At 69.2% G+C, this 12,610-nt stretch carries 14 protein-coding genes and 1 riboswitch; of the genes, 7 read left to right on the top strand and 7 right to left on the bottom strand.

Annotated features, from left to right (window positions below; genetic code table 11):
- The first annotated feature begins 32 nt into the window (after window positions 1–32).
- Complete coding sequence (locus M3330_RS07585; RefSeq protein ID WP_006551681.1) at window positions 33–221, top strand: hypothetical protein; 189 nt, start codon at window positions 33–35, stop codon at window positions 219–221.
- Window positions 222–380: 159 nt separating this feature from the next.
- Here M3330_RS07585 and M3330_RS07580 read toward each other — a convergent pair whose 3' ends face one another.
- From M3330_RS07580 to M3330_RS07570, 3 genes are all read right to left on the bottom strand, one after another.
- The gene (locus M3330_RS07580) at window positions 381–962 is read right to left on the bottom strand and encodes a transglycosylase family protein (RefSeq protein WP_006551680.1); all 582 of its coding nucleotides are present in this window, start codon (window positions 960–962) and stop codon (window positions 381–383) included.
- 10 nt (window positions 963–972) lie between these two features.
- A riboswitch (cyclic di-AMP (ydaO/yuaA leader) is annotated at window positions 973–1,107 on the bottom strand.
- Window positions 1,108–1,434: 327 nt separating this feature from the next.
- Window positions 1,435–1,827 (bottom strand): YccF domain-containing protein, encoded by a 393-nt coding sequence (locus M3330_RS07575; RefSeq protein WP_006551679.1) that lies wholly within the window; start codon window positions 1,825–1,827, stop codon window positions 1,435–1,437.
- Complete coding sequence (locus M3330_RS07570; RefSeq protein ID WP_024103084.1) at window positions 1,824–2,066, bottom strand: hypothetical protein; 243 nt, start codon at window positions 2,064–2,066, stop codon at window positions 1,824–1,826. Before M3330_RS07570 ends, M3330_RS07575 begins: the two co-directional genes overlap by 4 nt.
- 194 nt (window positions 2,067–2,260) lie before the next feature.
- On the opposite strand from M3330_RS07570, the gene M3330_RS07565 reads away from it, so the two are divergent.
- Window positions 2,261–2,668, top strand: coding sequence for a cold-shock protein (locus M3330_RS07565; protein ID WP_006551677.1), 408 nt, complete (start codon window positions 2,261–2,263; stop codon window positions 2,666–2,668).
- Between the two features lie 68 nt (window positions 2,669–2,736).
- Here M3330_RS07565 and M3330_RS07560 read toward each other — a convergent pair whose 3' ends face one another.
- From M3330_RS07560 to M3330_RS07550, 3 genes are all read right to left on the bottom strand, one after another.
- Window positions 2,737–3,225, bottom strand: a complete 489-nt coding sequence (locus M3330_RS07560; protein ID WP_255028160.1) for a DUF2771 domain-containing protein — start codon at window positions 3,223–3,225, stop codon at window positions 2,737–2,739.
- A 1-nt stretch (window position 3,226) separates the two neighbouring features.
- Window positions 3,227–4,903 (bottom strand): MFS transporter, encoded by a 1,677-nt coding sequence (locus M3330_RS07555; protein WP_006551675.1) that lies wholly within the window; start codon window positions 4,901–4,903, stop codon window positions 3,227–3,229.
- A gap of 91 nt (window positions 4,904–4,994) precedes the next feature.
- Entirely contained in the window at window positions 4,995–5,810 is an 816-nt protein-coding gene (locus M3330_RS07550) for a glutaminyl-peptide cyclotransferase (RefSeq protein WP_006551674.1), read from the bottom strand.
- A gap of 135 nt (window positions 5,811–5,945) precedes the next feature.
- On the opposite strand from M3330_RS07550, the gene M3330_RS07545 reads away from it, so the two are divergent.
- The 3 genes from M3330_RS07545 to M3330_RS07535 are packed head-to-tail and all read left to right on the top strand — an operon-like array spanning window position 5,946 to window position 10,196.
- Window positions 5,946–6,848, top strand: coding sequence for a DUF3027 domain-containing protein (locus tag M3330_RS07545; RefSeq protein WP_255028150.1), 903 nt, complete (start codon window positions 5,946–5,948; stop codon window positions 6,846–6,848).
- A 1-nt stretch (window position 6,849) separates the two neighbouring features.
- Window positions 6,850–9,660, top strand: coding sequence for a sacsin N-terminal ATP-binding-like domain-containing protein (locus M3330_RS07540; RefSeq protein ID WP_039587557.1), 2,811 nt, complete (start codon window positions 6,850–6,852; stop codon window positions 9,658–9,660).
- A complete protein-coding gene (locus tag M3330_RS07535) occupies window positions 9,657–10,196 on the top strand; it encodes a phosphatase PAP2 family protein (protein ID WP_019289931.1) in 540 nt (179 codons plus the stop codon). The genes M3330_RS07540 and M3330_RS07535 overlap by 4 nt, the downstream gene beginning before the upstream one ends.
- Before the next feature lie 39 nt (window positions 10,197–10,235).
- On the opposite strand, the gene M3330_RS07530 is transcribed toward M3330_RS07535, so the two are convergent.
- Window positions 10,236–10,487 carry a DUF2530 domain-containing protein gene (locus M3330_RS07530; RefSeq protein WP_006551670.1) on the bottom strand — a complete coding sequence of 84 codons (252 nt, stop codon included), beginning with the start codon at window positions 10,485–10,487 and terminating at the stop codon, window positions 10,236–10,238.
- Between the two features lie 80 nt (window positions 10,488–10,567).
- Here M3330_RS07530 and M3330_RS07525 point away from each other — a divergent pair, with 80 nt between their 5' ends.
- Together M3330_RS07525 and M3330_RS07520 are read left to right on the top strand one after the other, a co-directional pair.
- Window positions 10,568–12,037 (top strand): NCS2 family permease, encoded by a 1,470-nt coding sequence (locus M3330_RS07525; RefSeq protein ID WP_039587704.1) that lies wholly within the window; start codon window positions 10,568–10,570, stop codon window positions 12,035–12,037.
- 44 nt (window positions 12,038–12,081) lie between these two features.
- A complete protein-coding gene (locus tag M3330_RS07520; RefSeq protein ID WP_006551668.1) occupies window positions 12,082–12,513 on the top strand; it encodes a MarR family winged helix-turn-helix transcriptional regulator in 432 nt (143 codons plus the stop codon).
- Window positions 12,514–12,610: the final 97 nt, after the last annotated feature.

Here is a 12,610-nt window from a genome sequence, read left to right as displayed (position 1 = left end):
CAGGCCCCGAACTCACCTGCCAAAATGAGCGCATGGCTACCTCTTCGAAAAAGCATTACGTCGACCACGGATGGCCCGAGCTGGCCGACGGTGAGCACGCTGTCACCGAACTGTCGTCCACGCGTTCCGGTCCGCTCTCCCCGTACGGTGAGGACACCGTGTTCCCGTTGCCGGTCGAGGACCTGCCCTACACGCATCCGAAGACGGTGATCAACCGCTGATCCGATCGCGGATCACCGAACAGACTCTTCCGTACGGCGCCCGGTCCCTTCGTGGGGGCCGGGCGTCGTCGTGTGTGAGGGATGAACGAAGGTCGTCCGCATATGCGGAAGGGCCTCGCACCGTGAACGGTGCGAGGCCCTTCCGGGATGTTCGGGGTGTTACTGCGGGAGCACCGCGCGAACGGCGTCCAGGATGTTCGGGTCGAGCTCGACACCGGCGTCCTGGAGTGCGGTGACGCCCTGCTCGAAGCCGGCCAGGATGCCCTGGACCTCGGCGGGGACAGCGGGGGTCTCCGGAAGCTGCGGGACAGCGTTCTGGATGGCCGGCGCAGGGGTCTCGGCGGGCGCTGCGTCGACGGAGCGCTGCGTGGGCGCGCTCGACAGGCCGAGGCTCGACGAGCAGGAGGGCCATGCGCCCCAGCCCTGGCCGGCGAGGACACGCTCGGCGACGGCGATCTGCTGCTCGCGGCTGGCCTGGCTGGCCGAGGCGGCGTATTCCTGGCCGCCGTAGGCGTTCCAGGTGCTCGGCGAGAACTGCAGGCCACCGTGGTAGCCGTTGCCGGTGTTGATTCCCCAGTTGCCGCCGGACTCGCACTGTGCGAGGCGGTCCCAGTCGGAGTCGGGGGCGGCAGCGGCCGTGCCGCTGAACGCGACACCCGTGACGCCGAGGACTGCGCCCGTCAGCGCGAACTTCGCGACGGTACGACCGGTATTGGTGGGCTTGCGATGGCGTCCGCTCATGTCGGTTCCGTGTTCCTCTCCGTACGCACCTACGAGGTCAGCTGTCGGGTTCGGGCTGAAGAGGTCGCCCGGCCGTGTCGCTCCGTTGGGAGCGCCTTCGGCTTCACCCCGAGGACCGTCGCACTTGCGTCGGCCCGGGCCTCCTGGACACCGTCCGGCTGTGGGCCGATCGGTTCCTGGGAGACCGGTGGGTCCCCCGTTTCCTGTCCCCTGTGGATCGTTCGTCGGGACTTCCGGAACCACGGGACAGGAATTTGGCGCGGCGGTTCCGGACCGGTCGAGCCAGGCGGTTCGACCGGACATGACGGTAACGGTTCCGAGGGCGAAGTGTCACCAATTGATAACGCGCCGATTCGTGTGGCGACAGACGTGTGTGGCGCGGACCGGGGAATGAAGTCCCAGGTAGTGGGGTCCGGGTACCCGAAATTTCGTTTCGAGTCCTGCTCGTTATCGGCTCGTTATGTGAGAAAGATCACATGTAACTCGGGCGGGCATCCACATGAACGATCTCCTTCCCCAGGGGCATCAGGGAGATCGGGATCATCTTCAGGTTGGCGACGGCGAGCGGGATGCCGATGATCGTGACGGCCATGGCGAGCGCGGTGGCGATGTGGCCGAGGGCCAGCCAGATACCGGCCACCAGGATCCAGATGACGTTGCCGATCAGCGACATGGTGCCGGCCGTCGGCTTGTCGACCGTCGTCTTGCCGAACGGCCAGAGCGCGTAGATACCGATCCGGAACGACGCGATGCCGAACGGGATGGTGATGATGAGGATGCAGCAGATCAGACCTGCCGCGAAGTAGCCGAGCGCGAGCCACAGCCCGCCGAAGATCAACCAGATGATGTTGAGCAGGATCCTCATGTCCGGTCTCCGTTCCGAGCGCGCCGGCCCGAGCGCAGCGCGAAGGCGATGGCGAGGGCGAAACCCAACGGCCATGCGAGGGTCAACAGATACAGCGCGAGTCCGGGCGTGCCGTCGGTGACCGCCGGAATGAGGAAGATGGCGACGACCGCCACCACACCGACGACGAAGCAGGCGATCGCGGCCTTCAGGAGGCCGTTACGCGGGGCGGCAGACGAATCCGAAGATGAAGTACCCACGTGACCACGGTAGTCGCCGCAAGGACGAACGGTGACGTCCGGGAGCGGGAAGACGATTCGGGGGCGGACCCACCTCTGCGGGTACACTGACAGGTGTCTACGCGTCCCGCTCGACCGAGCCGGGGCGCGTTGTTTTGCATGGTAAACGGGTTGCCCCGCTGTGGGGCACAGCTTTCGAGGAGCAGGTGAGCGCGGTGCCGACCGGCAAGGTGAAGTGGTACGACGTCGAGAAGGGCTTCGGCTTCCTGTCCCAGGACGAGGGTGAGGACGTCTACGTCCGCGCCTCGGCACTGCCGGAGGGAGTGGAAGCGCTCAAGCCCGGTCAGCGCGTCGAGTTCGGTATGGCGGTGGGCCGTCGGGGTCCGCAGGCGCTGAAGGTCGAGCTCCTCGAGCAGCCCACGTTGCGGCAGGGTCGCCGCGAGGCTCCCGCCCAGCAGAAACGCCGCGCGCCGGACGAACTGCACGGCATGGTCGAGGACATGATCAAGTTGCTCGAAGCAGCGGTCCAGCCCGATCTGCGGCGCGGGCGTTACCCCGACCGCAAGACCGGGCAGCGCATCTCCGAGGTCATGCGGGCGATCGCGCGCGAGCTCGATCACTAGGGACGAACCACGACGGGCCGTCCTCGCCGTGTGCGAGGACGGCCCGTCGTCGTATGCGGGGTCGGGACTCAGAACGTCCTGACGGCCCACACGGCGTGCGCGATCGGTTCACCGGCCTCGTCGACGACGGCCGACGGCAGCTGGATCTCCACTCCGAGCAACTGCAGCTCCGGGGAGCTCTCCACGGTGAGGGTGCGGCGTGCACCGGCCTCGAACATCGCGCCATCGATGTAGGTCTGCCCGGTCTGCGTGTCGCCGTAGACGGTGAGGATGCGCCACGGAGCATCGGCGATCTCGTTCGGAAGCGACAGCTGCAGCGGGTAGCCGGCCGGCACGTCGAGCTGACCGATCGGGTTCTCCACGCAGTCCTCGAGATAGAGATTGCAGTGCTGCGCGGGATCGACCGTCACGGTCTTTCCCCGTGCGTACGCGGTGATGGTGGGGAGCGTGGGCTCGGCCGAATCGACCAGTTTCCACACCGTGGCGGCGACTCCCGCTACCACGACCACCAGGGCCACCAGCAGCAGCGCGAGAATCTTCTTCGTCCGGGCCTGCAACTCAACTGTTCCAATCTTCGGTGGGGGATCCACCGGCGCGCCTCCGCCCGGCAGCCGTCTCGGTGGAGACGCGTTCGGGTCGACGGCCGCCGAATCCCGGCAGCAATGTCCCCCCACGGTATGTCAGCACCGTCTGCGCGAATCCGAGAACCAGCACGACGGAGACCACAGCGAACCCGAGCCACAGTTCGGTCGGCAACAGCACACCCATCGCTCCGCCGAACACCCAGCTGAGCTGGAGAACCGTCTCGGACCTGCCGAATCCGGACGCGATGGACTCCTCGGGAAGGTCCTGCTGGAGCGATGCGTCGAGCGAGACCTTGGCCAGCGCGCTGGCGCACGCCGCCACGAGCGCCGCCAGCGCGGCGGCCAGGACGTTGCCGGTCGCAGCGACGACGGCGGACACGACGACGACCGCGGCGGTGCACCGCACGACGATGAGAGCGGGCCGTCCGAGCGCGAGTCGCGCTCCGGTCGCGTTGCCCGCGAAGTTGCCGACCGCGGCGGCGGCACCGACACCACCGAGCATCGCGGCCTGCATGAGCGGATCCTGTCCGGTGGTGTTCTTCGCGACGAACGCCATGAACAAGGTCAGGAAGCCGGTGAGGATGCGGATCGTGCCGTTGCCCCACAGTCCGGTCACCACCGCCCGTCCCAGCGGCTGCTTCCGTTTCCCGGACTTGGTGACGATCACCTCGGTCACGGTGTCGGCGTTCAGCACCTCGGTGCGCGCGTCGGAGCGGTGGTACGACAGCGTCGCCGGCACCTCACCCTCGGTGACCTCGACCCAGGCGGGGATACGCATGCTCAGATAGGCGCCGAATGCGGTAATCCCGGCGCACAGCCACAGTGCGCCCGACGAACCGAATGCCCATGCCGCGGCCGCCGCGATCGCGCCGGCACCGATCGTGCCGCCGACCAGGCCGAAGACCGTCAACCGGGAGTTCACCCGCACCAGATCGATCTCCGGTGGCAGGACTCTGGGTGTCACCGCGGATTTGAGCACCGCGAACGATTTGCTCAGCACCATCATGCCGAGCGCCGCCGGATACAACAGCCAGCTGTCGAAGTTGAACACCAGCACTACCGCGAGCACCGTGCGCAGCGCGAAGGACGTCGCCAGCGCGACGCGACGACCGTGCTGCAACCTGTCGAGCAGCGGCCCGATGAGCGGGGCGATGATCGCGAACGGCGCGATCGTGATGAGCAGATACAGCGCGACCTTCGTCCTGTCCTCACCGGTGGCCGCCGAGAAGAACAGGGTGTTCGCGAGCGCGACGGCGATGGCCGCGTCGGAGGCGAAGTTCGCCATCGTCGCGTAGGTGAGCGCCGTCAGGCCCGACTTGTCGGCGCCGTCGGCCGTGGCCGCTCGGCGGAAGGTCGCGATGCCCTTCGAGGTGAGTTCGCGGCTGCGCAGGGCCGCGACCCGCGTCACCGTCAGTTTCCGCGGCATGCGCGGAGCGCGCGGTGAGTCGGTCTCGGACGAGGACTCCGCCCGACCGGCCGCCGACGCACCCGGCGGTCGGCGCGGATGGTCGACGGGATGCAGGGGCGGCAGGGGAGTGCGACGGCCCGAGACGCGGCGCGGAGGCGGATAGTTGCTGTACCCCGGATGCTGCGAACCCGGGACACGGCCGTCCGCTCCCTCGGGGGCGGGTCGCTCGTCCGGTTCGGTCACGTCTTCGATTCTTCCCCACGCGATAGCGGCTGTAACACAAGGGCGGCACGTGGCCCGAGTGACGCGTGCCGCGATCGGTATGCCACCCGGATCACTCCACGAAACGCACTTCGAACAGCGTCGGCCAGTACTTGCCCGTCACCAGGAACCGATCGGTCCCGGGGATCCGTGCGATGCCGTTGAGGACGTCCACATCGGCTCCCGCGGGCAGCCGATCACGCAGCGGAGCCGCGTCGACCCGGGCCTCCACACGGCCCGAGGCCGGATCGATCAGCACGATCTCGTCCGTCTGCCACACGTTCGCCCAGACCCTGCCGTCCTCGGCGCACTCGAGTTCGTTGAGCTTCGACACGGCACGTCCGTCCCGGTGCACGGTGACGCGCCCGAGTTCGTCGAAGGTGACGGGGTCGCGGAAGATCAGCTCGGCCGAGCCGTCGCTCATCACCAGACGGCCGGGTTGCGCGCACAGCCCCCAGCCCTCGCCGTCGTAGTCGACCCGGCGCTTCTCGAGCAGGGTGTCGCGATCGCGGAGGACGGCCGTGCCGTCCTTCCAGGTCAGCTGCCACACCTCGTCGCCGACCACGGTGATGCCCTCACCGAAGAGGTCGTCGAGGACGGGTTCGCGGGTGCGCTCGGTCTCGGCGAGGGTGACGGTCCCGCCGTCGAGGTCGACCTCTCGGGCCGACACCCACGAGCGCCCGGCCCGGCCGGTGCCTTCGAGCAGTTCGCCCTCGTCGATCTCGAGGCCCTGGGTGAACGCCTCCGGATCGTGGGGGTGCGTGGCGACGACCTCCACACCGAGTTCGGTGGCGGGTGGACCGGGTTCGGCGACGAGATCGTCGCCGCATCCGGCGGTGGTGACGCAGACGACCGTCGCGACCGCGGCCGAGAGGAGAAGACGGGGCACGCGCCCATCCTGCACCTCGCGTGTGAGCGGTGCCTGTACGACCTTCCGCGACCCGCAGGCGCCGGAGCAGACAGGTCAGGCAGAATGGGGGTCGTGAGTGTTGCCTCTGCTTCCACTTCCCGAGGAACGAACCCCGTGGTCGATCCGGCGGTGCGTTCCGTGCTCGCCGACGCCGTCGACCTCGCTCGGGCCGCACTCGACGAACTCGGAGACGGTGGAGTCGGCGCCTATCTGGGCGTGACGCGCGAGGACGAGTGCTCGGCCACCCATCGTTTCGCCTCGGAGCTGCCGGGTTACCGCGGTTGGCAGTGGGCCGTCGTCGTGGCCGCCGCCCCGGATTCGGATCGGGTGACTGTGAGCGAACTCGTGCTCCTGCCCGGTCCCGACGCGCTCGTCGCCCCCGCGTGGGTGCCGTGGAGCGAGCGGATCCGTCCCGGCGATCTGGGTCCCGGCGACCTGCTGGCTCCCGCTCCCGACGACGTGCGCCTGGTTCCCGGCTACATGCTGTCCGGCGACCCCGAGGTCGATGAGACCGCCCTCGAGATCGGGCTGGGCCGCAAGCAGGTCATGAGTCTGGAAGGTCGCCTCGAGGCAGCGCAGCGCTGGTTCGACAGCGAATACGGTCCCGACTCGGAGATGGCGAAGGCCGCTCCGTCCTCGTGCCGCCTGTGTGGTTTCTATCTTCCGCTCGCCGGATCGCTGCGTGCGGCCTTCGGCGTCTGCGGCAACGAGTTCGCCGCCGACGGTCACGTCGTGCACGCCGAGTACGGATGCGGCGCGCATTCCGACACGACCCTGCCCACCGGCGCCGGTTCGCCGATCTACGAGGCGTTCGACGATTCGGCAGTGGAGGTCGTCGAGGTCGGACCGGCCGGCTCGGCGCCTGCGGAGTCCGCGACCACCGAGGTCGTGAGCACCGAGGTCGTGAGCACCGAGGTCGTGAGCACCGAGTCCAAGCCGACCGATTCCACGGACGAGCCCGCCCCCGAGTCGTCAGCGTCCGAGCCGTCCCCGTCCGAGTCGGAACAGACCGACTGACGTGACCCGGCCGGACCCCGCGGATCCGTTCGGGACCGCGGCGTTACGCGAAGGGATCCTCGCGGCCTGGTCGTCGTCGCCCACCCGTCTGCGCGAGGACGCGGCGACCGAGGCCGATCATGTCCGCGCGGGTTACCGCGACCGCGTGTTGACCGAGCTCGCCCAGAACGCCGCCGACGCCGCCGCGCGTGCCGATGTACCGGGTGAGCTGCGTGTCTGGTTCGCCGACGGCCGTCTCCACGTCGCGAACATCGGTGAGCCGCTCCACGAGGGCGGTGTCCACGCGCTGACCGCACTGCGCTCGTCGAACAAGACCGGCGCCGGATCCACCGTGGGGCGGTTCGGTGTCGGCTTCACGGCGGTGCTGTCGGTCTCCGACGACATCGAGGTGCGTTCGCGCACCGGTTCGCTCCACTTCTCGGCCGAGCGCACCCGCGCGGTGCTGGCCGAGCGGAACCTGCCCGAGCCGGAGTCGGGTGTCCCGGCGCTGCGCCTCGTGTGGCCGACGGAGGCCCCGCCGGCGACCGGCAGCGACACCGAGGTCGTGCTGACCCTGCGCCCCGGGGTGGACCCGGTCGCACTGCTCGACGCCTTCCGATCCGAGGCCCACGACATCCTGCTCGAACTCCCGGGCTTGCACACCGTCCTCGTCGCCGACGACGAATTCACCCGTCACCGGCGCGAACTCGACAGCGGCCTGTGGGAGGTGCGGATCGGCGATCGCACCTGGTGGGAGTTCACCGGAGCGTCGGCGCGATGGCTGGTGCCCGTCGTCGACGGGCGGGTCGACCCGGTCCGCAGCGATGTCCTGCGTGCCCCCACCCGCTCCGACGAGGAGCTGTCACTTCCCGCGATCGTCGTCGCCGACGTCGCCATGCAACCCGACCGGAGGCGCGTGCTTCCCGGAGCCCACGTCGAGAACGTCGCCCGCGGATACGCGCGGTTCGTCGCGGCTCTGCCCGCCGAGCAGCGACTCGACCTCGTGCCCCTGCCGGGTTTCGCGCGCAGCGAGGTCGACGAACGCATCCGCGAGGCGATCCTCGACGAGTTGGCTGCCGGCGCGTGGCTTCCCGCCGCCGACCGCAGCGCCGATCTGGTGCCCGACCGGGCCGTCGCACTTCCCGGTCTCACCGACGACCTCGCCGACGTCCTCGGCGAGGTGGTCCCGGGGCTCGTGATCCCCGAGTTGTGCGGGCCGCGACATGCGTCCGCGCTGTCCGCCGTCGGCGTGCACCGGCTCGGTCTCGCGCGACTGGCCGAACTGCTCTCCGGGCACGAACGCGATCCGAAGTGGTGGAACCGCCTGTACGAGGCGCTCACTCCGCTCGTCGTCGACGCGGTCGCGGCCGAGGAACTCGCATCGCTGCCGGTTCCGCTGTCGGACGGACGGACCGTGACCGGCCCGCGTACGGCCGTTCTCGCAACGCAACTGCAGGATATCGGCCCGGTGTCCATGCCCTGGGTGCGTCTCGTCCATCCCGACGCCGCGCATCCGCTGCTCGCCCGGCTCGGAGCCGGCACCGTGACGGTCGAGGACCTGCTCGCCGACCCGGCGCTCGTCGCGGCCGTCGAGGACACCGATCCCGACGACCTCCACCCGGAGGGCGACCTCCCGGCCGGTGAGCTCGCCGACGTCGTGCTGCGACTGGTGCCGCTCGTGTCGCCCGCGGCCGTGCCCCGCGAACTCGGGGCGCTGCTGCTGCCCGACACCCACGGCGACCTCGTCCCCGCCGACGAACTCCTGCTTCCCGGTGCACCGCTCGCAGAAGTACTCGTCGAGGACGCGCCCTTCGGCACCGTCGACCCGTCCGTCGTCGACCGGTACGGGGCCGACGCCCTGCGGGCGATCGGTGTGGGCTGGGGATTCACGGTCCTGCGTGCGGAACTGCCGACCGGCCCCGACCACGATCTGCCCGACGAACACCTGTGGTGGGAGCGGCTCGACGACGATCCCGAGGTGCTCGTCGCGGTGCGCGACCTCGATCTCGTCGACGATCGCCGCTGGTCGCGGGCGTTGACCCTGCTGGCCGCCGAGCCCGCGACGGCCGAAGCGATCGCCGACCCCGCCGGATATACGGCGTGGTATCTGCGCACCCGCGCGTCGCTCGACGGCCGGCCTCTGGGCCACTACCGGTTCGCCGACGACACCCTTTTCGAAGGTCTGCTCGATCCCTGTACCCACCCCGACGCATCGGCCTTCCGCAGCGCCCTCGCCGGAACGCGGATCGACGACATCGAACTGGCACAGACACTGCTCGACCGGCTCGCGGACGACAGCAGGTCGCCGGGGCCGGCCGCGATCGTCGCCGCGCACGACGCGCTCGCCGCGGCGTTCTCGTCGGGTGGTCTCGATCCCGAGTCGGTCACTCTGCCCGACGGGGTGCGCAGCCTGTCGGGTGTCGTCGTCGACGCAGCCGACGCTCTCGTACCCGACCGTCCGTGGTTCGCGGCCGCGATCCCGCACGACCGCCTCGTCACCGGCGGCAGGGGAACCGCCCACGCGCTCGCGGACGTGCTCGACATCGCCGTGGCGTCCGCGGTGGTCGACGCCGAACCCGTCGAGCAGGGGAGGAGTTCGACGTGGGAGCGCGAACCGGCCGCGGTCCTGGCCGGAATCGTCGCCGGGGTGCCGCTTCCGCGCGGCGTACTCGCGCTGCACGACCGACTCGTCCTCCGCTGCTCCGGAGCCCTGACCGGTGAGGTCGAGGTCCCGTGGTGGGTCGACGCGGCCGGCACCGTCCACAGCACACCGATCGGCCTGGCCGCGGCACTCACCGCGCTCACGGCTCCGGACGTGAGAACCGAACCGTGACGCTCGATGCCGCGGTGCTCGACTGGATGGTGTCGCTCCGCGAGCCGTGGCTGACCACCGCGGTGACCGCACTCACCCACACGGGCGGGGGAGTCGCGACGAGCCTGATCGCCGCGGCGACGACGCTGCTGCTGGTGCGGGCCGATCGTCTGTCCGACGCCGTCCTCGTCGCCGGAGCGGTCCTCACGGGCTGGCCGTTGATGGTGTTGCTCAAAAATCTGTTCGGCCGTGTCCGGCCACCGGAACCCGAACGGCTCCTGGCCCTGCGCACCGAGTCGTTCCCGTCCGGACACGCGATGACCAGCGCAGTTCTGGCCACGGTGCTCGTCGCGGTCGTCGTGCGCACGTGGCCGCGCGGCGATCGCCGCCGGACCGCCGCGACGATCGCGCTCGCCGGTTACACCCTCGTGATCGGGCTCTCTCGCGTCTACCTCGCGGCGCACTGGTTCACCGATGTCGTCGCAGGCTGGATCTTCGGGATCACATGGGCCCTGCTGTGGGTGTGGTTGATCACTCGGGTGCGGATCCGTCGCTGACACCGCTGTGGGCTTGTCGCGGACGGCCGTGGGCGAGGGTCAGTCCAGCCCCGCCTGGGCACCCCGGTCACCGCGTCGGGCGGCGCGACGCTGCAACAGGAAGAGCGCAGTTCCCAGCAGCCCCACCACGATTCCCGCCACGCAGACCGGAAGCACATCGTCCCGGAGTTCGCCGCCCACCACCGCCACGACGACGGTTGCCACCACCCACAGACCGGTTCCCACGGCAAGCGCGGGGCGAGGGTCGGCGAGGCGTCGGATGCGGGCTGCGACGAGCTGGGCGGGTTCCACGGTTTGCAGATTAGTTCCTTCGCGCTGCAATAATCGGTTCCCGTTGCGACGCCCCGTACTCGACGAGCGGATTTGTGGACATGGCCGTAGGCACCGACTCCAAGCGAACGTCCTTCCTGGACACCTATTTCAAGATCACCGAACGCGGTTCCACCGTGTCCCGAGAGGTGCGTGGCGGCATCGTCACGTTCTTCGCGATGTCGTACATCGTGGTCCTCAACCCGCTGATCCTCGGTAGCTTCTCCGCCGAGGACGCGAGCGCGAAGATCGACGTGATGGGCAACATCCTGCCCATCAACCAGGTCGCCGCCGTCACCGCGCTGGTCGCCGGCTTCATGAGCATCGTCTTCGGTGTGGTCGCCAACTATCCGTTCGCCATCGCCGCCGGCCTCGGCATCAACAGCCTGCTGGCGGTGACCATCGCGCCGCAGGTCACCTGGCCCGAAGCGATGGGCCTGGTGGTCATCGACGGCATCATCATCGTCGTGCTGGCCCTGACCGGTTTCCGCACCGCGGTCTTCAACGCGATCCCGGCAGAACTCAAGGCCGCCATCGCTGCCGGTATCGGCGCCTTCATCGCCATGATCGGCCTCGTCGACGCCGGCTTCGTCCGCCGCATCCCCGACGCCGCCGGCACCACCGTCCCTGTCGGCCTGGGCATCGACGGCTCCATCGCGTCGTGGCCGACCTTCGTCTTCGTCGTCGGTGTGCTGCTCATGGGTGTGCTCGTCGCACGCAAGGTGCGCGGCGGACTGCTGATCGGCATCGTCGCCACGACGATCCTGTCGATGATCATCGAGGCCATCGCCGACGTCGGCCCGTCGCTGGGCACCAACCCCAAGGGCTGGAACCTCAGCACCCCCGACGCCCCCGACTCCTTCTTCGGCATCCCGAACCTGAGCCTCGTCGGCAACGTCGACCTGTTCGGCGCGTTCACCCGCATCGGCGTGATCGCCGCGACCCTGCTCGTGTTCACGCTCGTCCTCGCGAACTTCTTCGACGCCATGGGCACCATGACCGGCCTCGGCAAGGAAGCCGGCCTGGCCGACAAGAACGGCACCCTGCCCGGCATCGGCAAGGCCCTCGTCGTCGAGGGCACCGGCGCCATCGTCGGTGGTGGCGCTTCCGCCTCGTCGAACACGGTGTTCGTCGAATCGGCCTCGGGTATCGCGGAAGGAGCCCGCACCGGCCTGGCCAACGTGGTCACCGGCGTGCTGTTCCTGCTCGCGATGTTCCTGACCCCGCTGTACGAGGTGGTCCCGATCGAAGCGGCCGCTCCGGCTCTCGTCGTGGTCGGTGCCCTGATGATCGGCCAGGTCCGCGACATCGACTTCTCGGTGTTCGCTGTGGCGCTGCCGGCCTTCCTGACCATCATGGTCATGCCGTTCACCTACTCGATCGCCAACGGCATCGGCGTCGGCTTCATCACCTGGGTGATCCTGCACGCCGCGAGCGGCAAAATCCGCACCATCCATCCGCTGATGTGGATCGTCGCAGTGCTGTTCGCCCTGTACTTCTCGGTCGATCCGCTCACGGAACTGCTCACCTAGGCAGCCGACGCGTGTTTCGGGCGATGTGACGTATTCTGCACGCCATGATCTCGGATACACGCGCACTCGCCGGTGACCTCTCACTCGCCGTTGTGCGTCTGACGCGTCATCTGCGGGGGAGACGCACCGATTCCCGAGTTTCTCTGACCCAGATCTCGGCAATGGCCACCCTCGCGCAGGAAGGTGCGATGACCCCGGGGGCACTGGCAGCGCGCGAACGCGTCCAACCACCCTCGATGACCAGGGTCATCGCGTCTCTGCACGAACTCGGTCTCGTCGAGCGGACGCCGCACCCGACGGACGGACGACAGATCATCGTGACGCTGTCCGAAGCCGGGAGGGAATTGCTCGCCGACGAGGCGCAGGCACGCGAAGTGTGGCTGACCGAACGGCTCGACAAACTCGATCCCGACTCGCTCGCCACGTTGCGCGACGCCGTCGGAATCCTCACGGCGCTCGTCGCTGAAGACGACTGACCGCACCGCGGTCGATGACGACTGACCGCACCGCGGTCGATGACGGCCGACCGCACCGCGGTCGTGACGACCGACCCGGTGCGGGAGGGTGCAGGGC

It is taken from the genome of Rhodococcus sp. GA1, assembly GCF_024321955.1.
GTDB classification, from domain to species: domain Bacteria; phylum Actinomycetota; class Actinomycetes; order Mycobacteriales; family Mycobacteriaceae; genus Rhodococcus; species Rhodococcus pyridinivorans.
This window is presented reverse-complemented; position numbering and strand designations above follow the sequence as displayed.